12 protein-coding genes are annotated in these 21,943 nt (G+C 70.4%); 2 read left to right on the plus strand and 10 right to left on the minus strand.

The window, feature by feature from the left end; genetic code table 11:
• The 3 genes from K0M70_RS06300 to mutM all read right to left on the minus strand — a co-directional run.
• Positions 1-1,616 (minus strand): serine/threonine-protein kinase (locus K0M70_RS06300; protein WP_290780751.1); only part of this gene is annotated, 1,616 nt, incomplete at its 3' end.
• 15 nt (positions 1,617-1,631) lie between these two features.
• Entirely contained in the window at positions 1,632-2,195 is a 564-nt protein-coding gene (locus K0M70_RS06305; protein WP_290780753.1) for an ECF-type sigma factor, read from the minus strand.
• Between the two features lie 120 nt (positions 2,196-2,315).
• Entirely contained in the window at positions 2,316-3,128 is an 813-nt protein-coding gene (mutM, locus tag K0M70_RS06310) for a bifunctional DNA-formamidopyrimidine glycosylase/DNA-(apurinic or apyrimidinic site) lyase (RefSeq protein WP_290780768.1), read from the minus strand.
• A gap of 71 nt (positions 3,129-3,199) precedes the next feature.
• Here mutM and K0M70_RS06315 point away from each other — a divergent pair, with 71 nt between their 5' ends.
• Positions 3,200-6,625 (plus strand): mechanosensitive ion channel domain-containing protein, encoded by a 3,426-nt coding sequence (locus K0M70_RS06315; RefSeq protein ID WP_290780755.1) that lies wholly within the window; start codon positions 3,200-3,202, stop codon positions 6,623-6,625.
• Between the two features lie 24 nt (positions 6,626-6,649).
• On the opposite strand, the gene K0M70_RS06320 is transcribed toward K0M70_RS06315, so the two are convergent.
• Genes K0M70_RS06320 through K0M70_RS06350 form a run of 7 tightly spaced genes read right to left on the minus strand, consistent with a single transcriptional unit; the run spans position 6,650 to position 20,474 of the window.
• On the minus strand, positions 6,650-9,067 hold the full coding sequence (locus tag K0M70_RS06320; protein WP_290780757.1) for a cyclic nucleotide-binding domain-containing protein: 2,418 nt from the start codon (positions 9,065-9,067) through the stop codon (positions 6,650-6,652).
• A 28-nt stretch (positions 9,068-9,095) separates the two neighbouring features.
• Complete coding sequence (locus tag K0M70_RS06325) at positions 9,096-10,427, minus strand: multiheme c-type cytochrome (protein ID WP_290780759.1); 1,332 nt, start codon at positions 10,425-10,427, stop codon at positions 9,096-9,098.
• Positions 10,424-14,215: a hypothetical protein gene (locus K0M70_RS06330; RefSeq protein WP_290780761.1), complete on the minus strand. Its 3,792-nt coding sequence runs from the start codon at positions 14,213-14,215 to the stop codon at positions 10,424-10,426. The genes K0M70_RS06325 and K0M70_RS06330 overlap by 4 nt, the downstream gene beginning before the upstream one ends.
• Entirely contained in the window at positions 14,215-16,026 is a 1,812-nt protein-coding gene (locus K0M70_RS06335; RefSeq protein WP_290780763.1) for a hypothetical protein, read from the minus strand. Before K0M70_RS06335 ends, K0M70_RS06330 begins: the two co-directional genes overlap by 1 nt.
• Positions 16,027-16,030: 4 nt before the next feature.
• Positions 16,031-17,923 (minus strand): heme-binding protein, encoded by a 1,893-nt coding sequence (locus K0M70_RS06340; protein ID WP_290780764.1) that lies wholly within the window; start codon positions 17,921-17,923, stop codon positions 16,031-16,033.
• Positions 17,923-19,605: a cytochrome c3 family protein gene (locus K0M70_RS06345; protein WP_290780765.1), complete on the minus strand. Its 1,683-nt coding sequence runs from the start codon at positions 19,603-19,605 to the stop codon at positions 17,923-17,925. The genes K0M70_RS06340 and K0M70_RS06345 overlap by 1 nt, the downstream gene beginning before the upstream one ends.
• An 8-nt stretch (positions 19,606-19,613) precedes the next feature.
• Positions 19,614-20,474, minus strand: coding sequence for a hypothetical protein (locus K0M70_RS06350; RefSeq protein WP_290780766.1), 861 nt, complete (start codon positions 20,472-20,474; stop codon positions 19,614-19,616).
• Between the two features lie 286 nt (positions 20,475-20,760).
• Between K0M70_RS06350 and K0M70_RS06355 the strand changes: the two genes are divergently transcribed.
• The gene (locus K0M70_RS06355; protein ID WP_290780769.1) at positions 20,761-21,885 is read left to right on the plus strand and encodes a fatty acid desaturase; all 1,125 of its coding nucleotides are present in this window, start codon (positions 20,761-20,763) and stop codon (positions 21,883-21,885) included.
• The last annotated feature ends 58 nt before the right edge of the window (positions 21,886-21,943 follow it).

Here is a 21,943-nt window from a genome sequence, read left to right on the forward strand (position 1 = left end):
GCCGCCATCCCGGGCCCCAGGGCCCTCACGCAACCCTCGGGCGGGCCGCGCGCGCGCTGGCGGCGGCCGCTAAGCGCCGCCGACTCGATGCCGATGCGCGCCGGCGCTTCAGCCGCCAGCGAAGCCAGCACCTGTGACTGGCGGTCCAGCAGGTCCAGCGCCTGGCGGTCGTCGCCCAGGCCCTGGCGCAGCCGCACCACCAGGCCCAGCAGTTCGGCGCGGGCCTGCGGCTGGCCGATCAATTCGCTGTCCGCGCGGCGCACGCCAGCGTCCAGCAGCAGTCTTACGTCCAGGCCTTCGCCGCTGCCGGCCTGGTCGGTGTTCTCGAACAGCGCCACCACGAAATCCTGCATCGCCTGCGCGCGCTGTGCCTCGACGATGGCCCTGCTGGCCTGCCAGTACATGAAGCCCAGCGCCGTCACCATCAGGCCCAGCATGGAGATGCCCACGATCAGGCCCACCGAATTGCGGCTTACGAACTTCTGCGTGCGGTAGCCCAGGCTTTGCGCCCGAGCCAGCACCGGTTCGCCGTCCAGGTGCCGGCGCAGGTCCTGCGCCATCGCCTCCACCGACACGTAGCGGTCTTCGGGCGCCTTGGCCAGGGCCTTGAGCAGGATGTTGTCGAGGTCGCCGGCCAGCTCCGACGCCAGCCGGCGTGGATTGGGCGTGCCGTTCTCGCGCGCCAGGCGCTGCGCCGCCACCGATGGACGCACCGGGTCGCCGGTGAGGATGGCTTCCTCCCAGGCCGCATCGGAGGGCCGTGCGGGATCGTAGGGCTTGCGTCCCACCAGCAGCTCGTACAGCACCACGCCCAGCGAATAGACGTCGGTCATCGTGGTGATGACGCCGTTGCGCAGCTGCTCGGGCGCGGCGTAGTGCAGGGTGAATGCGCGCGTGCCGGTGCCCGTGATGACGCCCTGGCCGTCGCCGGGGTCGTCGAGCAGCTTGGCGATGCCAAAGTCCAGCAGGCAGACCTCGCCGGCCGACGTCACCATGATGTTGGACGGCTTGAGGTCGCGGTGCACCACCAGGTTGGCGTGTGCGTGGCTCACCGCCGCGCACACCTGCAGGAACAGGCGCAGGCGGTCGTGCGGCGGCAGTGACAGCTTGCGCGCGTAGTCGGTGATGGCTTCGCCCTGCACATAGTCCAGCGCAAGGTAAGGCTGGCCGTCGCTGCTCACGCCGGCATCGAGCAGGCGGGCGATGTGGGCATGGCCCAGCCGAGCCAGGATCTGCCGCTCGCGGGTGAATCGGGTGCGCAGGCCGGCATCGCCCAGGCCCGGGCGCAGCAGCTTCAGGGCCACCCGCCGGTGATAAAGGCCGTCGGCGCGGATAGCCAGCCAGACCTGGCCCATGCCGCCTTCGCCGATGGGGCTTTCCAGCCGGTAGGGCCCGATGGACTGGCCCGGCTGCGGCGAGAACACCGCGGCGTCCACCACTGACTGGGCCAGGAAGTCCGGCCTTTCATCCTCCAGCGCCATCATCCGCTGCAGCTCGTCGCCCAGCCCGGCGTCGGCACCCACGATTTCGGCCAGCCGACGGGCGCGCACGGGGGGCTCGAGCTCAAGCAGCTCGTCGAGCAGGGTGGACAGCCGCTTCCAGCGTTCAGTGTCCACGGGGAGTCCCCGGTGTCAGCCCTGCAGCGCGGCCAGCAGGAACATGCGGGCCTTCTGCCAGTCGCGACGGACGCTGCGCTCGGAGCGCTTGAGCAGGCCGGCGATCTCGGTTTCGGACAGGCCGGCGAAATAGCGCATTTCCACCACCTGGGCCAGGCGCTGGTCCAGGTCGTGCAGTTTGTTCAGGGCCACGTCCAGACCCAGCATGTCCTCGTCCAGGCGCATGCCGCCGCCGGCATCCTCGGGCAGGTCGGTCACCCGGTGCAGGTCGCCGCCGCGCTTGACCGCCATGCGCTGGCGCGCATAGTCCACCACCACCGAGCGCATGGCGCTGGCGGCATAGGCGAAGAAGTGCGCGCGATCCTCGAACTCGGCCTCGGCGCGGCCGGCCAGCTTGAGGTAGGCCTCGTGCACCAGGGCGGTGGTGTCGAGCGTGTGGCCGTTCTGCTGGCCGCCCAGCTGGCGCCGCGCCATGCCATGCAGCTCGCGATACAGGGTAGCCAGCACGCGGTCGAGCGCTGATTTGTCGCCCGCGCGCGCGGCACTGAGCCACTGGGTAATGTCCGCCGTTTCGTTCATGGGTCCCCGGGTCCCGTCTGCGCGGGATGGCTCCAATATAGCCCGATTGGGGTCAGCGGGCGCGATCCGGAACCGGGGGCGTCGCCACGGCATTGTGAAGGCCCCGCGGGGCGCCAGGCATCAGGTCTGGCAGCCGCCGCACCAGGCCGTGGCCCGGTTGCCCATGCGGCCATCGCGGATCGTGCGGCCGCACGTCCTGCAGGCCTCGCCTTCACGGCCGTAGACGAACAGTTCCTGTTCGAAATAGCCCGGCGCGCCGTCGGGATTCAGGAAGTCGCGCAGGGTGGTGCCGCCCCGGGTGATCGCGTGGGCGAGGATCGTCTTCACCGCAGACACCAGCCGTGCGTAGCGCTCGCGGCTGATCGAGCCGGCCGCCCGGCCGGGCGCGATGCCCGCACGGAACAGGCTTTCGGCCGCGTAGATGTTGCCCACGCCCACCACCACCGCCTGGTCCATCAGGAAGGTCTTGATGGGCGCCTTGCGGTCACGGCTGCGCTGGTAGAGGTACTGCGCATGGAAGTCGTCCGACAGCGGCTCCGGACCCAGGCGCTGCAGCAGGTCGTGGGTTTCCCCTGCCGGCTGCCAGAGCAGGCAGCCGAAGCGGCGCGGATCGGTGAAGCGCAGCACGCGGCCCGAATCGAGCGCGATATCGACGTGGTCATGGGTTTCCACCGGGGTGGCGGCCGGCAACACGCGCAGCATGCCGGACATGCCCAGGTGCAGCAGCGCGCTGCCCGGGGCGGTGTCGAGCAGCAGGTATTTCGCGCGGCGGCGCACGCCCAGCACGCGCTGGCCCGGCAGCGACGCCGCCACCTCGGGCGGAATCGGCCAGCGCAGGTCGGGTCGCCGCAGCAGCACCCCGGTAATCACGCGGCCTTCGACGTGGGGCGCGAGGCCGCGCCGGGTGGTTTCGACTTCAGGCAGTTCGGGCATGGCGGCATTGTCCCAGAGCGGCGCCATGCCGGCTAATTGCCGCCTGCGCCCGTCGGGGCTAGCCTTGCGGCATGCGCATGCCCTTCCGATTCACCCTGCCGCCCCGTTGGGCCTTGGCGCTGTGCGCCCTCACGCTGAGCTTCGCGCCGGCGTTCGCCGCGGCGTCGCTGCCGATGGGTCTGGGCGGCTCCGAGTCCAGCTCCGGCTCCACCGCGCAGGAAAAGGCGCTGACCGAAGTGCGGGACGCCGCCGCCATCGCCGAGGCTCAAGCGCAGGTGTTCGAACAGCGACGTGAAGCGCTGCGCGCCGAAGCGGCCAATGCCCCGGCCCGCACGGCGGCGCTGGAGGCGGAACTGGCCGTGGACGCCCGCAAGTCGCTGGCCACTTGGCGCGCGCGGCTGCCGCGCACCACCAACATCGAAACCCTGGAGAACGCCCTCGAGCAGGAGCGCGTGGCCGTCAGCCAGCTGCGCGAGCGCATCGAGGCCGTCACCGCCGACCTGTCCCGGTCGCTGGCGCAGCCGGCCGGCCCCGAGTCGTCCGTCGCCGACCTGCAGCGCCGGGTGGACGAACTCGCGGCCCCCGTGGTCGCCGTTGACGGCGAAGCTACCGACTTCACCGAGGCGCGCCGACTGCGCAATGCCGCCGAACGGCGCCGGGTGGCGGCGGAGCTGGCCCTGCGCCAGGACCAGCAGGACCTGGGCGGCACGCGCCAGCGCCTGCAGGAACTGGAGCTGCGCTCTCTGCGCCACGAACTCGACCTGCGCACGCCGCGGCTGGCGCTGATGCAGCAGCGCATCGCCACCATCGGTCGCGAAGAGCTGGAGAAGCTGGCGGCCGACGTCGCCGGGCGCGCCAAGGCCTACGCCGCGCAGGAACCGCTGGTGTCCGCCGCCGCCGTCGAAAACGTCCGGCTCGCCGACGAGCTGGTGCAGACCAACGAACGCCTCGCCAGCCGCCGCCGTTTCCTGGCCGGGCAGGACGAGGCCCTGGCCCGCGACCTGGCCGGCCTGCGCGACAGCGTGTCGCGCGTGGAGCTGGGCGGCCGCAGCGAAGAGGTCGGCAACTGGCTGTGGGCCGAGCTGCGCCGGCTCGAACCCGAGGCCGTGCTGCAGGACGAGCTGGGCGAAGTCGAACAGACCCTGGGCGAACTGCGCCTGCGCATGATCGCCCTGAACGAGCTGCAGCGCGAACTCGCCGACCCGGCGCAGGCCGCGCAGAAGCTGCGCAGTACCGCCCCGGGCGTGGACGACGATGGCCTGGACGTGCAGGCCGCCGAAGTCGATCCGCTCGAGGACCTGCTGCGCGAACGCCTCGACCTCACCGATCGCCTCGAGCCGCTGATGTGGCGCCGCATCACCGCGCTCGAGCAGAGCGAGCGCAGCGTCAAGGCCCGCATCGAAGCCAACCGGCAGCTGCGCCAGACCCTCGACCGCCACCTGCTGTGGATCCGCAGCCATCCGCCGGTGGACAGCGCCTGGCTGGCCCTGCTGCCCGCGGGCCTGCACGACATGGTCAAGCCGTCGCGGCTGGTCACCACGGCCGAACTGCTGCAGCGCTCGTTCGCGCAATCGCCGTGGCGCTATGTCGCCAGTCTCGCGCTGGTGCTGGTGCTGCTGGGTTTGCAGATGCGCGCGCGCGTCCGCATCGACGCGCTTGCCAACGTGCTGCGCGAGGTGCACCTGCGCCCGACCCTGCAGGTGCTCGGGTGGACCGTGCTGGCGGCGCTGCCCTGGGCCGTGGCCCTGCTGCTGGCGGGCATTCTGCTGCAGGGGCTGGGAGCGTCCGGCAGGTACAGCGATTCGCTGGGCCAGGCGCTGGCCGGCGTGGCGTTGCCCACGTTCACGCTGGTGTTCCTGCGCTGGCTGGTGCGCGAGCGTGGCCTGGCGCATGCGCATTTCCGCTGGAGCCGACCACGCCGCGAGGCGCTGGCGCGCTGGACGCCCCGGCTGATGGTGGGCCTGCTGCCGCTGTACTTCATTGTCGCGCTGGCCTTCATCCGCAACCAGGAACTGGCCATCACCGTGCAGGCGCGCATCGCGCTCGTGCTGGTGTCGCTGGTGTCGGCGTGGGCGACGTGGCGCCTGCTGGCGCCCGACCAGCTGATGCACCGGCGTGGCGCCAGCATCGAGCCCTCGCGCTGGCGGCGCGTGCTGCGCGTGGGCCTGTCGGGCGGCCTGCTGGCGTGCGCGGCGCTGGCGCTGGATGGCTACGTGTACTCGGTGGGCATCGTGTTCGGATCGATGTTCGCCAGCGTCAGCATGATCGCGGCGGTGACGGTGGGGCACGGGCTGCTGGCGCGCTGGTTCGTGCTCGGCGAGCGGCGCCTGGCGCAGCGCCGGCATGAGCAGCGACTCGAGGCCGAGGCCCAGGCGATCGCCGATGGCAGCGCCGATGCGGGGGACGGCGGCGAGGCGATCGCGGCCGAGCCCGAGGACGAGATCACGCTCGAAAAGGTCAACGCCCAGACCCGCAGCCTGCTGCGCGCGATCAAGCTGACCGCGCTCGTGATCGGCCTGGCCTGGGTGTGGTCGGGGGTGATGCCGGCCTTCGCGCGCTTCGACGAGTTCGCCCTGTGGACCATCACCGAAACCGGCGCCGACGGCGCCGACGTGCTGGTGTCGGTGACCCTGATGGCCGTGATGCTGGGCCTGCTGGTGCTGGCGCTGACCGTGGTGGCGGCGCGCAACCTGCCGGGCCTGATCGAGATTGGCCTGCTGTCGAAGGTGCACATGGACGCGGCTTCGCGCTACGCCATCACCAGCGTGTCGCGCTACGCCATCGTGCTGGTGGGCGTGGTCGTCGGCCTGGGGCTGCTGGGCCTGCGCTGGGGCCAGCTGCAGTGGATGGCGGCGGCGCTGACGGTGGGCCTGGGCTTTGGCCTGCAGGAGATCTTCGCCAACTTCGTGTCCGGCCTGATCCTGCTGTTCGAGCGGCCGTTCCGGGTCGGCGACGTCATCACCGTCAACAACCTCGACGGCACCGTGACGCGCATCCGCACGCGCGCCACCACGCTGGTGGACTTCGACAACAAGGAAATCGTCGTACCCAACAAGACCTTCATCACCGGCCAGTTGGTGAACTGGACGCTGAGCGACGAGGCAACGCGCATCACCATCAAGGTCGGCGTGGATTACGGCACCGACCCGCACCTGGTGCACCGCCTGCTGCAGCAGGCCGCTGCGGAGAATCCGCGCGTGCTGTCTGAACGGCCACCCACGAGCTGGCTGCTCAACTTCGGCGCCAGTACGCTGGAATTCGAGCTGCGGCTGTTCGTGGGCACCATCGCCGACCGCCTCGCGGTGCGCAACGAGATCAACACGCGCCTGATCGAGCTCTTCCAGGAGAACGGCATCGCGTTCGCCTACCCGCAGCTGGACGTGCACGTGCGCGAGCTGCCCGAGCGCGCGGTGCCGGTGGCGCCCGTCGGGGAACGCGATGCGGCCGATCCCGCAGCGACGGGCCGGGGAAGGGTGCGCGAGCCGGGCCCGGACTAGCGCGCCGCGCCCGGCGCATCCGGCCTAGCGTGAATCGCGCTTGGCCGCGAAATCCAGGAAACGCTCGGGCGTGGTGCGGATCGCCGCGCCGGTAGGGCAGCTGCGCACGCAGGCCGGGCCGGCGGCCAGGTCTTTGCACATGTCGCACTTCACCGCGACCTTCTTGGTCTTGGCGCCGGGTACCGCCTTGGGCTCGGTACCCGGTTCGTCGCCCAGGCCCAGCAGCAGCCACGACAGCAGCCCGCCGCTGCGGCGTTCGCCCTGCACGGGCGCCATCCGGATCACGCCGTAAGGGCAGTTGCGCTCGCAGTTGCCGCAGCCGATGCAGCTGTCGCTGATGAAGACTTCGCCGTCGGCGGAACGGTGGATGGCGTCCGGCGGGCAATCCTTCATGCAGTGCGGGTGTTCGCAGTGCCGGCACGAAGTGGGCACGTGGATCTGGGCGAAGGTGGGGCCGGCCTCGCGGTCCAGGCGCGACGTGCCGCCGTGGGTGTCGGCGCAGGCTTTCTCGCAGTTGTCGCAGCGCACGCACAGCGAGGCGTCTATCAGCAGCACGTCGGTGGCTTCGCCGAGGCCCTGCTTCATCAGGAAGTTGATCAGGTCGCCGGGCGCCGCGTCATGCTCCATGCCCAGGTTGTCCTGCATGCGGCCAAGCGCCATGGCGTCCACTCCGGCACGCAGGCTTTCGTTGCCCGCCAGCACCCGCTTGACGCGCTCCGACGTGAGCACCACCGCTTCGGTGGCCACCGCCGCGCGCACCGTGGCCGAGCGCGGCGCGCTGGAAATGAGCGCCATCTCGCCCACGTAGTTGCCGGCCGCCACGTATGACAGCACGATCTCCCGGCCGCCCAGCAGCCGCGACACGGTGACCGAACCGCGCCGGATCAGGTACAGCCCGTCGGCCTGGTCGCCCTCCTGGAACAGCACTTGTCCGGCGGCGAAACTGCGGATCTGGGCGCCCTGGGCCAGGAAGTGCAGCTCGGTATCGGACACGCTTGCGCCCAGGAACGCCTGCACCGCGCGCTGCACCGATGCCTGGTCCAGGATGTGTTTGACCGATTCGACCGAACCGAGCAGCTTGAGCATCGACCGGCGCGGCGTCTCCACCAGCACGCAGCCCGGCCCGGCCACCACCGAAGCATTGCGCCGGCGGCCCGAGATCAGCCCCATCTCACCGAAGAAGGCGCCGGCAGCGAGCCGAATGCGGGTGTCGTCGTCCGCCAGTTCGGGCAGCACCGACACCTCGCCTTCGACGATGCAGTACAGCGAGTTGGTGTAGTCGTTGCGGCGGAACACCGTTTCGCCGTCCTTGGGCAGGTGGATCTGGCTGTCGAGCAGGAATTCGCGCAGCTGCAGCGTGGTCAGGCCCGACAGCAGCGGCACGGCGGCCTGGATCCGGGCAATGGCTTCGCTGACCGTGCCCGCGCTGCGGTAGCCGGCGAACTTGGCCTTGAGCAGCGGCTCGTCCGCCGGCTCAACCGCGTTGCCCAGGATGTACTCAACCACCTCGTAGCCCTGGTTGAGCGCCTGCTTGATCAGCGGGTAGCCGCCCAGTGCGCCAATGATGTAGATACCGGGCACGTTGGATTCGTAGTGGTCGGACACCGCCGGCACGGCGTTGCGGTCCTTGCTGGGGAACACCACGCCGAAGCTTTCCACCAGGGCGCGCGGCGGGCTGGCGCCCAGGCGTCCGATCACCCGGTGGCAGGGTATGCGCTCTTCGCCCTGCGGCGTTTGCGCCACGAAGCACAGCGGCAGCGCGGGTTCGGCCTGCGCCTCGATGCGTGTGGCCGCCGTGCTCGAGCGCGGCTCGATGCGGCCGTCGGCGATCGCTGCCTTGAGCAGGCCCAGGTTGGCGTCCTTGCAGCGGTTGAACTCTTCTTCGCGGTTGATCACGAAGACGCGATTGCCTGCGGCCAGCGCCAGCGCGTTCTCGATGCCGGCATCGCCACCGCCGGCCACCACGATGGTTTCGTCGGCGTACTCGTCGGGGTCATCGAGCTGGTACTGCACGTTGGGCAGGTCTTCGCCGGGCACGCCGAACTTCCGGATGTTGCCCTGCAGGCCGATCGCCAGCACCACGGTCTGGGCCTGCACGCTGCCGCCGTTGGCCAGGGTGATCAAGAAATCGCCGCGCTGCCCCGACACGCCGGTGACATTGGCGCCATAGCGCACGTTCACCTGGTGCTGGTGCAGCGACTGGTTCCAGCCTTCCAGGATGCTCTCGCGGGTGCCGGCCTCGAAGGCCAGGGGGCTGCGCAGCGGCAGCACGCCCGGCTCGGCCATCACGTGCTTGCCCTTCTGGTACTTGAACAGCGTGTTGGAGGCGTGCTGTTCGGCCTCCAGCAGGACGTGCGAAAGCCCGAGCTCGGCCGCATGTGCCGCGGCCGACAGCCCGGCGGGGCCCGAGCCGATGATGGCGATGCGGTACGTGCCGCTCATGCGGGAGTTCTCCGGGACATGGGCGCGCTCACTTCGCCACCAGCAACACGCGCATCTCGCGCAGCCGCTGCTGGAACAGGGCCGGACGGTAGGCCTCGTCGTCGGCCAGGGTGGCGTTGAGGCGCTCGAGTGCGCGGTTGAGCGCGTCGGCCGGCGCGGCCAGGCCTCGCTTGTGCATGTGGTCCACCACGCTGCCGATCGCCATGGCCGCCTGTTCCGCGCCGGCGTAGTCGGCATAGCCGCCGGCCAGGCCTTCGTCCACCAGCGCCAGCGCGATGCGGCCTGGCGACGCCGGCGAGAACGCGTGCGTTTCGATGCGCAGCGCCACTTCGGCCGCCAGGCGCTTGAGCGCATCGGCTTCGGTGCTGGCGTCGCCCTGGCCGGCCACGGCCAGGTGCAGGCGCGAAACCTGCCGGCCCACACGCAGGCCCAGCGCCGGGTCCACTTCGCGCGCCACCGCCCGCAGCATCAGCATGCCCGAGTCGTTCAGGCGCACCATGCCCGGGCCCGCATGCGGGCCGAACTGCGTGCGCGGCTGCCACTTCGCCTGCGACATCGGGTGGTGGCAGGCGTGGCAGTCGAACAGCACCAGCTCGGGGAAAAGCCCGTCGCGGCTGCGCTTGGGGTCGGCCAGCAGGTCCATCATCTCCTGCACGGCCAAGGCCTGGCCGATGGCCCAGACCTTCACGCCATCCACGGCGGGCTTGCGCGCCAGGTAGTCGGCGTCCACGCGGAAGTGCGCGGGTGCGATGGCGGTGAAGGTTTCGAGTTCAAAGCTCATGCGCGGGTGTCCGGCGGCCATCAGCCGGTGGTTGACGAACTTGTCGGCGTTGCCCCAGTGGCAGGACAGGCACAGTTTGGCGCGGCTGGCCGCGTCGCTGGTGGGGTACAGGCCCTGGTCGATATTGCCGGCGTGGCTGGCGCCCGGTTCCACGTGCGACTGGATCCAGCGCTCGGCCGGACCATGGCAGGCTTCGCAGGTGACGCCGTCCGACAGCGTGAAGCGTTCGCCGCGCCGGGCCTCGGGCACGTTGTGCGCGTGGCAGTCCAGGCACAGCTTGGTTTCGTGGGCCGGCGTGGCCGACCCGAGCTTGGCCATGATGGCGCGCGAGCGTTCATTGTGCAGCACGCGGAAGGCGCGGGCGTGTTTGTCCAATCGCGACCAGGTGACGTATTCGTTCTGCAGCACCGGTGATTCATGCCAGGGCGTGATCGCGCCATGGCACAGGCTGTTGGCGCAGTTCACCGTGCCCAGCGACTGGTCGCCGGCCTGGTAGGGCAGGGGCGTGGCGCCCTGTGCCCAGGCTTGGCCGGCGCAAAGCAGCAGGGCAACGCAGACACGGCGGGCGAAGCGTTTCATGGCGGACTCCCGGCAGCGGCAGGCAAGCGCGGCGTGCCCGGGTCCCGGTCGCGCACGGTCCATGGGCTGCCGTCGGGGTTGAGGAAGAACTTCTTCACTTCGGCCGCATTGAGCGGCCGCGAACCGATGCGCCCGAACACCGCGATCTGGCCGCCGGTTTCGTCCACCGCACGGTCGCGGTCCAGGCCCTTGGCCAACGCCAGCGCCGGCGACGCGGTGCGGTGCCAGGCCACCAGCTGCGGCCGTGGTTCGGGCGAGAAACCGTAGAACTTGGGCTGCGTGTCGGGCGCGGTCAGCTGCACCACCTTCAGGCCGTTGCGACCGTCGGCGACGTAGGCGAACAGCGAGGCGTTGGTCGAACCCACCACCACGTCGCGGGCGTCGTCGAGCTTGCCATCGGCCGTGAACATCGTCAGCAGCCGCGGCTGCTCCGGCCGCTCGACGTTGACGATGGCCAGCCCCTGCCGGCCGGCGGCGACGTAAGCGTAGGTGCGCGCCACGTACAGGCCGCGCGGATCGTCCAGCGCCACGCTGGCGCCGGGCACCAGGCGCGGCGTGGCCGGATGGGTCACGTCCACCACCTGCAGCCCCGCGCCCGTGGTCACGAACAGGTAGCGGAACTGCAGCGCCGTGGCGCGCACGTCGTGCATCGGCAGCACCGCGGCGACGCGCGGCGACAGCGGCGTGTCCACGTCCACCACCACCAGCCCGGCATCGGCCGCGATGTAGAGGAAGTGCCCGCCCACCGTGACGTGGCGCGCGCCGGCCAGTGCGCCGTCGCCGTCCCAGGTGAGCGCGCGCTCCAGGAAATTGTTGCGCGGCTCGCCGTCGGCCAGCGTGTCCACGTCGACCAGGATCAGGCCTTCCTGCGCGTCCACCACGAAGGCGTAGTGGTAGATCGGGTGGAACGGCTGTTCCTGGTTGGTCACCCGCATCAGCTCGCCCTGGTTGCGCAGCGGGGCGATGGGCTGGTTGGTGGGCAGGGCAACGCAGGTGGCATTGCCGCTGGGAACATGGGTGTCCTGGCCCAGCGGCGAGAACGGCGCGCTCACGATGCGCTGGGACACGCCCTTGTTGGCCACCGAGGCGACGTCGTAGACGCGCATGCCGCCAGCGCCCTCGGCCACGAACAGATATTCGCCGCGTACGGCGACGCAGCGCGCCGGACCGTTCGTGGCGTGGGTGGCGGCGGTGGGCAATTCGCGGCCGCGCGCCAAGTGCGCGGCGTGCCAGTCAGGGTAGGCGTAGCGCTGCAGGTAGCTGCCGATCACCGCCTGCGGCTCTTCCCACTCCGTCACCTGCACCGCAGCGATGCCCTGTTCGGCGCCCACCCAGGCGTGCAGGCCGATGAAGTTGACGAAGTTGGTTCCCTGCAGCAGCAGCTGCGCCATGATGGCGTTGTTGTCGTTGTCTTCCGAAACGTGGCAGTCAGTGCAGGTCTTGGTTTCGGTCTTGCGCTCGGTGTGCGGGTAGTGCGGCGCGAAGGCCTGGCTGGAGAATCCGCTGGCGGCGATCGGCGCCTGCTGCACGTAGATGCGTTCGCGGTTGGCATTGGTGGACGAAAGCACCAGGGCCGAGCTCGAGCGCACCGGGGTTATCTTGCTGCCCGAGATGGTGCCGTTGCGACCCAGCGAAAACACGTCGTCACGCACCACCTGGGGGTTGTAGGTGGCGTAGTTGCGCGTTTCCCCGCCCTCGTAATGCAGCCGTTCGGTTTTCCAGTTGGCCTCGATCGGCAGGTGGCAGCCCGAGCAGCTGGTGGTCCACGAGGTGTGGCAGGAGTGGCAGGTCATCTCGTCGTCGTCGTGGGCGTAGTCCGCCGCGGGCACCGATGCGCCCCAGGCGCCGTCGATGCGGCCGGCGGCCCCCGAGCTCATGGTCTTGGCGCGCGCGGCCTTGGCGTTGTAATGGGCGTTGCCGGGCGTCACCGCGTCCTTCACCAGGCTCATCTCCCACTCCAGCCCGGGCGTCACCGCCGAGCGCTGGAACAGCCGGCCCTCGCGCCACTCGAAGCGGCGACCGCCGTCCGGGGTACGCAGCAGCTTCATGTCGTTGCCCTGCGGGCCGGCGGCGGGGCCGGACGTGAACAGGCTCGGGTACTCGCGCGTGGTGCCGTGGCAGTCCTTGCAGCCGATCTCGATGGCGGCGGCCACCTCGCCGTAGATGTGGCCGTTGCCGTGCGTGTCCTGGCCGAAGTGGCAGTCCACGCAGTGCATGCCCGCGTCCAGGTGCGACGAGCTCAGGTGCACGGCCTTCTTGAAGCGGTCCGGGTCGGTGTCGGCGACGGCCAGGCCGTCCTTGTCGAGCAGGGTGCCGTCGCGCGCGCGCTTGAACACCGCGCGGAAGTTCCAGCCGTGGCCGTGGTAGTCGGCGAACTGGGTGTCCTTGAGCTGCGGGTTGAGTTCCGACACCTGGCGCAGGAAGGCCGGGTCGCTCCAGTTGCCGCGCACCGCGGCGCCTTCGGGATTGCGGTCGAGGACTTCGCGCATCTGCGCATCGGTCGGATAGCGCTGCTGCTTGGGCCACATCGCCTCGGCGTCGGACTCGTAGTCCCACATGGTGTAGCCGTAGTAGCTGTTGACGAAGATGTTGGGCTGGTGCATGTGGCAGGTCATGCACTGGGACGAGGGAATGGCGCGGGTGAAGGCATGTTGGATGGGATGCCCGGACTCGCCGCGCGGAATGGTGGGGTCGGCGCTCTGGCTCTGGCCCAGGTGCCCGGCCGAGGCGTACGGCCCGGAGTGTCGCGGGTCACGGTCGTTGGCATACGGCGTGTGGCAGGCGGTGCAGCCGGACGACCGATAGTCGCCGGGCTGCTCGTTGGTGCCCAGGAACCACAGGTGCGGATCGTTCAGCCGGGTCTTGGTGAGGTTGATCAGCGGCACCGCGATGCGGCTGCCGGTGCCGGCGCCGCGGTTGGACTGGCGGATGTCGGGGCGGCCGGGTTCGTCCAGCCGCTGGATCTGGCCGGTGACGTTGGGCAAACCCACTTCCGGGAACTGCGTGGGGATTACGCGGCCGCCGCGCTCGAACACCCGGAACACGTCGCCCGGCGGCACCGTTTCCCAGGCCGGCAGCGGCAACAGCTGCGGCAGCAGGCCCTTGGCCGCCATGTGTTCGTCCACCGGCACCGGCGCCTTCAGCAGGGCAGGCTGGCCGTCGGCCGTGTAGGCCTCGCCCAGCAGGTAGCGTTTGTAGGGAAGGATGCCGTTGTTGTACGCAGCGCCGCCCCAGAGCATGGCGCTGGTGGCCATCAGGCTGCGTTCGCTGGCCTGGATGATGGGCAGGTGGCAGGCGCCGCAGGACAAGCGCGCAACGCGCAGGTCGCCGGGGTTCATGAAGCGCACGAACTCCGGCGCCTCGCGGTTGAGCAGGGTGTAGCTGCCCTCGGGGTTGGCCGACGACGGCGCATGCCAGTCGGACGGGTAGCGCGGCAGTACGTGCGCCTGGTCCATGGCCGCGACGTAGCCGGCGTGGCCTTCGCCTTTGTACCGGCTGCCCGCGGGCTGGCGGGCCAGGGCATTGCCGCCGTGGCAGTCGGTGCAGCCCAGGATGACGGCCGGGTTCTGGTGCATGGTGGCGTGGTCGGGCGTGGCGTGGCAGCTCTGGCAGCCATCGGACTTGGCCGCGGCCGCCGCGAGGGTCTGTGCCGCCGGCGCCGGTGCATGCATCACGTACTGGCGCGGCACCGGCGCTGATTTCTCGGCGGCAATCACCGCGGCCAGGCCGCCCGCCATCAGGCAGCCCAGCAGGACAAGGATCAGCAGGCGGCGGCTGGGAAGGGCCATCAGTAGGTCAGCACCAGGTTGAGCAGCAGGGAATACTGGGTGCCGTCGTCGGCATAGAGCTGTCGGAAGCCCTTGCCCGGGAACAGCGCGGCGGCGGAGGCGTTGAACACCACGTTCTGGCTCATGTGCGGGCGGTACTGCACGCCGGCGGAAAGGTCCACGCCGATGTCGCGGCTGATCGCGCCCTGGCCGCGCAGCACCGACAACGAAGACGTGTTGACGAAATCAAGCTTGGCCAGGTTGCCGACCACGCGCACCTGCGGCGACACATCCACGTCCGCGCCAAGGCCGAACAGGGTGAGGCCGGGATTGACGAAGTTCGACTGGCCCAACTCCTTGGACGAACGCAGGCTGGGCAACAGGCCATTGCGGCCCGACAGCGCCACGCCGCCGCCGCCCACCAAGGGCACTGCCTGGCGGATCCAGAAGCTGGTGTCGGCGCCGGCGACCTGGGGGTTTTCCAGGATGGCGTCGAAGCCGGTGGCGCGGCCGTCGAACGGGTTGTCGTCACCGCTGGCGGCGATGGCGGTGCCGCGCACGCGAAACCAGTCGAAATCGCGCGACAGTTCGGCGGCGCCGAAGAAGGCCTCGATGCGGTTTTCGCGCTGCGCAAGCGGGTGGCGCTGGTCGCGACCCAGCGCGGCGTACAGCGACGAGCTGAGGTTCCAGCGCCCGAAATGGCCGTCGCCGCTCAGGCCCAGGTAGGTGACGCGGTAGTCGCGCCCGCGCCCGTCGCCCAGGATGGCAGGGCGTTCCTGGAAGCCGTTGCTGTTGCGCAGCACCCGGCCGCCTTCGCGGTTTTCGTTGTGCATCACGGTCAGCTGGGTGGTGTGGCCCAGCACCGGGAAGTCCTGTCGGTACAGATTGAAGGCCAGCGTGTCGTCGCGCCGCAGCGCCACCCCGGCCTCGTTGAGCCCGCTGTTGGTGTCCTTCTCCATGCGCCGCAGCCAGGCCACGTTGTACTGCCAGCGGTTGTTGTCGCGGGTGCCGAACACCCGCACGCCAAAGGCGTTGTCCTGCAGCACGAAGCCGCGGAAATCGGAAATGAACGGCTGCACGCCGATCCGCAGGCTGTCGAAGTCGTAGCGGTCCGAGACATTGCGCAGGTGCTTGTCGAAGAAAAGCTCCTGCAGCCCCACGTGCTGGTCGATGCGGATGCGGCCGTCGCCCGGGTCCAGGCGCAGCACCCGCACTTCGCGCGACTCGCTGCGGTTGTAGTTGAGCGCCAGCGCCGCGCGGATTTCGTAGTCGGGCGGTTTGAACGTGGTGTTGCCCTTGATCACCGCGGCCGCCACGATCAGGTTCTGGTTGAAGGTGGACTGCCGGCCCTGCCCGAACACGTCCAGCGAGCCGGGACGTTCGCTGGACTGGGCGCCCACCGGCGTCGGCAGCCGGCGCGCCTCCACCAGCGTGTCCGAAACCCCGGTCAGCACCAGGAACCAGTCTTCGCCCCAGCGTTTGAACGGCTCGAACGGCCGGTCACCCTTGAGCACGTTGGGGTTGTACGGATCCCACCAGCGGCGTTCGCCGCCCAGGCTGTCCATGATGCGCCAGCGGTCCGGCACCGGCAGGCTTTCGCGCCGCACGGCGGCCTGCGGCGGAAGCACGCGCGTCGGGTCGATGTCGGGCAGCGGGTAGTCCAGCGGCTTGCCCTGCGGACGCTGCCGCACCACCGCGTCATCGTCCTGGTCCTGCGCCGGTTCGTCGTGGGAAGCGTCCTGCGCCGGAACCGCGAACGGCAGCGCCGCCAGGAGCAGCACGGCCCAAGCGCGGCGGCGCGGCGGCGTGGCGTGGCGGCGGGCGCAGGTCATGGCCTCACAGTCCCCCGCAGACGTTTTGTTCGGTGGAGTCGATGAACGGCGCCTGCGGGCACTGCACGTAGCGCAGGCGTGCGCCCTGCGGCACCAGCGTATCGGCGCGCCGCGCCGCAGGCGCGTTGCCGATGCTGCCGTTGAGCGCCGTGCCGGCATTGGCCACGCCCAGGAACGCCACCATGTCGTCCTGGTCCACGCCGTCGCCCGACACGCCGATGGCGCCCACCAGCACGCTGCCGCGGAAAACCGGCACGCCGCCCGGGAAGATCTGCAGGCCGTTGCGCAGCCCGGCCAGACCGGTGCACCCGAACGAAAGGTCGCCCCCGGCGGCGGCGACGATGGCGTTGTAGGACAGGTCCAGCTGCAGGCCCGTGCTGAACGGGCTCCAGTCCGCCAGCGGCTTTGAAAGCGGGCCGGTGCCGGTGCCCGCGATGCCGTCGATGCCGTCCGGGAACAGCGGCCGCGACAGGTTGCCGATGGCGCGGGCGCTGAAGGCGGTGCCGTTGGCCAGCGCGGCCGGATCGCCCAGGAAGTCGCGCAGCGCGACCACGTAGGCACCTATCGCCGACGCCGCCGGCGGCGCGATGTAGTTCGCGGGCGGCAGCGCCAGCAGCTGCGCGCCCGCGTCGGCGCGCGAAAGAAAGGCGGCGCTGCGCGCCTTCTGCACCGACACGTCGACGCCGAACACCGGTGCGTCGGCCGAGCGCACCAGGCCCAGCAGCACGCCCTGCGTGTCCACCACGCTGATGCTCACCTGTGCCGCCGAACCCAGCGGCCGGCGGATCTGCGACCGCGTGCGGTTGGCCACTTTCAGCGCACTGCGCATCAGCTCGATCACTTCGGCCTGGGTGAGGCCGCCGTCGGTGCCGGCGATGGCGGGGAAGCGGTTGGCATTCGCGCCGTCCACCAGCACGTTGCCTTCCAGGTCGGCGAAGAAGCCGGCGTCGGCGCGCACGCCCGAAGCCGCGGTCCCGAACGGGGTGCCCGCCTGCACGACGGCCGGCGCATAGCCGGGCACCGCGACCAGTGCGCCGGGCAGGGCGCCGAAGGCCGGCGCATTGGCGGGCGTGCTGGCCAGCGACTCGCTGTCGGTGAAGCGAAGCGTGCGGCCATCCAGGGTGATGCGGTCGGCGCGACGGTCCTCGGGCGCCGCAAAGCCCGCGCTGCCGGCCACCGCCACCAGCTCGTCCAGGTCGCTGTCGAGGTTGGTGATGTTGAGGTCGAGTGAATACAGTCCGTCGGCGATCACGCCGACGCCGCCGACCACCCTCCCCGCCTTGTACAGCGGCAAGCCGCCCGGATCGGCGGCCAGGCCCAGCGGCGATCGCTTGGGCCCGAGTGCGCCGTCGCTTTCGCGCTGCATCAGGTCCGAGCACGGAAGCTGCGAGAACTGCACGCCAAACAGCGGGCCGGACGGCTGCCAGAGCTCGCCCGGGTTGAAGTTCTGCTGGACGATCTGGCCCGCGGTACGGGTGGTGAAGGCATTGCCGCCGCTGGAAAGGTAAGCGCCGGTGATGGCCTTGGCGATGGCCGCGAAGCCATCGGGCAGCACCGCCACGTCTTCCAGCCCGCCGGTGACGCGGCGGCCACTGCTGATGCGGAACGTGGCGGCGGCGCCGGTCATGCGGAACACCGCCAGCACGCTGCCGGAGCGATCCACCACGGCAACCGTGGCGCGCGCGTTTCGCGCCTGCGCTTCGGCCACGGCCTGCCGGAGGACCTGCTGCACGTCGGCCACGGTCAGGGCCGCCGTGGGTCCCGGAGGCGGTGGGCCGGGCGGCGGTGGGCCGCAGTCGCTGCCGCAGCCGATGCCGTCGCCACCCCCGCCGCTGCCGCAGCCGTGCAGCAGCACCAGCAGGCAGGCCAGGGCAAAGCGGGCAAGCGGTGCGGGCATCAGCGCTTCTCCCCGGCGATCGAGGGCGCGGGTAGTCCACTGGATCCGCCGGGCCCGTGGAAACCATGGCAGGTGGCGCAGGTGCTGGCCAGCTGTCCGGATGCCGGCGACTGGCCGGCATGGCAGGTGCGGCAGCTGCTGATGTCGGGCAGGTTGATGTCGCTGCTCAGCGTTGAATCGGCCGCGGCATGGCAGCTGCTGCATTCGAAGCTGCCGTGGCTGGCATGGTCGAACCGGGCCTTGGGCAGCCACTGCGGGTTGGCCGTGACCGGAGCAATCGACCACGGCGCGTCGGCCTCCGAAGGGTCATGCGACACCTCGTGGCAGGTCTGGCACACGCGCACCTCGAACAGTTCGCGGCCGATCGCCAGAGACTTCTCTTCCACCCACTGCGCCGCGCGCTGCCGGTCGGCGGCGTCGGTCTTGCCAGGCGGCCGGCGCATCATGCCGTCGATCGTGATCACGTCGAGCGGTATCTCGCCCAGGCTGATGGCGGAATAGAACTCGCGCAGCGTCGTCATCACCGCGCGCGGGTCAGCGTGCGGCACCTGGCGCGTGGTCACGGCGGGTTCGAAGTCCAGGCGGTGGCAGTCGGCGCAATGGGCCTGCATAGTCACCGGTTCGAAGCGCACGCCGGCGCGGTCGGGCACATGGCAGCTGGCGCATTCCAGCTGGCGCTTGCCGTCGGGGCTTTTCACGCCGCCCGGCGCCAGGTGCACGTCGTGCGGGAAGGTCAGGCCCGAGCTCTCGCGCGCCGCCGGGTCGTCCTGGGCCACGCGCTCCACGCTGCCGTCGGCCGCGGCCAGGCTGAGCCGGAACGCGGGGTGGTCGTCGGCGAAATCGTGGATGTCCGCCAGCGTTGATTCGGCGGCGTGGGCGCGCACGTCGCCATGGCAGTCCACGCACTGCGCGGTGTCGCCGCGCGCGAGGCCTTCCAGCCCTTTGTGGTCGCGATGGCAGCTGGCGCAGCGCATCTCGCCGAACACCGCTTCTTCCAGCGGGGCGCGCGCGATGTGCGGGCCGATGCCGGTGTGGCAGGCCGTGCAGGCCTGGTCGCGCACCTGTACGAAAGGCACCTGGTGGCACTGGCTGCAGTCGTCGCCGAAGCCGACGTGGCCGGCGGAGAGGGGCCCGGGGTTCCAGGATTGGTCCAGCCCGAAGGGCAGGTGCGCGGTGGCCATGCGGACCTGTGGCGAAACGGCATACAGCACCGGCAGCGCCGCGAACACAAGCAGCACCAGGCCGCCCAGCCACAGCGCCAGGCGCCGTTTGGACAGTCCGGTCTGGGCCAGGCTGAGACGCGACTTCGACGCCAGCCGTTCGCGGTCGTCGGGCAGTGGTTCGGTCAGCTCCACCGCCAGCGCCAGGTCGTGGGCCGCGTCCGCCGCCTCCACTTCGAAGCGGTACGGCCCGATCATCGCCACCTGCCCGGGCTGCAGGCGAAGCCGCTGTTCGAAGCGGCCGTCCGCCTTCAGCGTCTGGCGCTCGGCTTCCAGGTACAGGTGGCCGTCGTCGCCCCGGCGCACCGCCGCGTGGCTGAGGCTTACGCGCGGGTCGGGCAGGTGTATCGCGCACGCCGCGCCGCGCCCGATGTGCAGCGGCTCGCCCGACACCGTGCGCGCGTCGCGCTGCGCCTTGCCGGCACGGTTGCGGGTGACGATGACCAGCTGGCAGCGAATCATCGGCGGCCCTACCAGTAGAAGAAGACCGCGAGGATATGGGCGGCCAGCGCCGCCAGCAGGGCGATCGACAGCGGCACGTGCAGGTAAAGCCACAGCTGCATGCGTGCCCGGTAGGCCACGTCCCGGCGCGCGCGCGTCAACAGCGCCTGCTTGCGCAGCAGCAGCTCGCACAGCGTGCGATGGGCCTGCGACTGGTGGACCTGCAGCCGTACGCCGGCAGCGATCAGCTGTTCCAGCGCCACGGTGGTGGGGCAATCGGGGTGCTGCATGCGCAGCTGCTGGCGCAGGCTTCCGCCCACCTGCGTGGCCTGGCTGGACGCCAGCACCAGCGTGTTGATCTCGTTGGGCAGCTCAAGCGCGACGCGTCGCGCGTCGCGGTCCAGGTCGGCGATCTTGAGCATCAGGGTGTCCAGGGTGTCTTCGCCCAGGTTGTCCGTGATGCGTCGCGGCAGCCGAACGTAGGCCACCACGCCGTAGATGCCGCTGCCCACCACCATCAGCATCAGCACGTAGGCCAGGCCATGCACGTTCCAGCCCAGCTCAAAGCCGGCGTGCAGGGTGGCCACCACCACCAGGCCGACGCCCAGGTACACATGCGCCGAAAGCCAGCCCATCAACGCGCCGGGGCCCTTGGCGTACTGGCGTTTGCGCACGCCAAGCCACAGCAGCAGCAGGACGATCAGCGCAGCCAGCGTGCCCAGCGTATAGCCCAGCCAGGTGCCGCCATAGGGTCCGGTGGCGGGTCGCTGCAGCGCATAGGCCAGCAGCGAGGCGGCCACCAGCGCGCCGGCGAGCTTGAGATGCACGTAGCGGCCGTACTCGAGGAACGTGCGGTGACGCGTCGGATCGGGCCCGAGCGGCTGCGCCATGGTCTCCCCCTGGTCTGGTGCCACCGATGACGTCACGCGGGCGGATCCCCATCCGCCGGCGCCCCTGGCCGAAGTCTGCCCGAAAATTTCTCTGGCGTGTTCATCCCCGGCCCTTGTCCCGGCGCTGCCTGAACACCATACCTTGACGCAGGGTGACGATCCTCCGCACGGCGGGCATCATCCCAGCCTGCTACCGGGCCTTGCGCCTGATCCTTCGGAGTACTCCATGTCCCTGGAACTGTTCGACTGGCTTGCGCGTGGATTCACGCAGGCCAGCTACTGGCAAATGGCCGCGTATTTCCTCGTGGTCACCCAGCTCACCATGATGAGCACCACGCTGTACCTGCACCGCAGCGCGGCGCACCGGGGCGTGGACTTCCATCCGGTGGTGGCCCATTGGTTCCGCTTCTGGTCGTGGCTCACCACCGCCATGGTCACCAAGGAATGGACCGCGGTGCACCGCAAGCACCATGCCAAGTGCGAAACCGCCGAGGACCCGCACAGCCCGCGCTTCCAGGGCATCCACCGGGTGCTGTGGCGCGGCGTGGAGCTCTACCAGAGCGCGCGCCTGGACAAGGACATGCTGGAGAAGTACGGCAAGGGTTCGCCCGACGACTTCATCGAGCGCGCCGTGTACAGCCGCGTGCCGTTCATGGGCCCGACGCTGATGCTGTTCATCAACGTGGCGCTGTTCGGCATCCCGGGCGTGGCTATCTGGGCGCTGCAGATGGCGTGGATGCCGTTCTGGGCCGCGGGCGTCATCAACGGCCTGGGCCACTGGTGGGGCTACCGCAACTTCGACACCGCCGACACCGCCACCAACCTTACCCCCTGGGGCGTGTGGATCGGCGGCGAAGAGCTGCACAACAACCACCACGCCTTCCCCAGCTCGGCCAAGTTCTCGCTGCGCAAGTACGAGTTCGACATCGGCTGGGCGGTGATCAGCGGGCTGCGCGCGCTGGGCCTGGCGAAGGTGCTGCGCGTGGCGCCCGAGCTCGACGTGCGCCCGAACATCCCGGTGCCCGATGCCGACACGATGCGTGCGGTGATGGCGCACCGCTGGCAGGTGGCCACCGACTATTTCCAGATCGTGCTCAAGCCGCACCTGCAGGCCGAAGCCGCCGACCTGCCGCGCCGCCTGCGCAGGGCGTTCCGCAGCGAAGGCAAGTGGCTGGACGAAGCGCACCGCGCGCGGTTCAGCGCCTGGATCGCCGAGCGGCCCAACACCGCGCGCCTGATGGAGTTCCGCGCCCGCCTGCTGGCGATCTACGACATCAAGAGCGCGGCCGCGGAAGCCAAGATGGAGGCGCTGCGCATTTGGTGTGCCGAGGCCGAGGCGTCGGGCGTGCGCCAGCTCGAGGAGTTCTCGGCGCGGCTCAAGGGCTATTCGATGGTGCCCGCACGGGCCTGAGGGCTGCGGCCCGGGCGATGCCTGCCGCCAAAAAAAAGGGGGGCCGCGCAGGACGCGG

The organism is Arenimonas sp. (assembly GCF_019459675.1).
GTDB lineage: Bacteria > Pseudomonadota > Gammaproteobacteria > Xanthomonadales > Xanthomonadaceae > Arenimonas.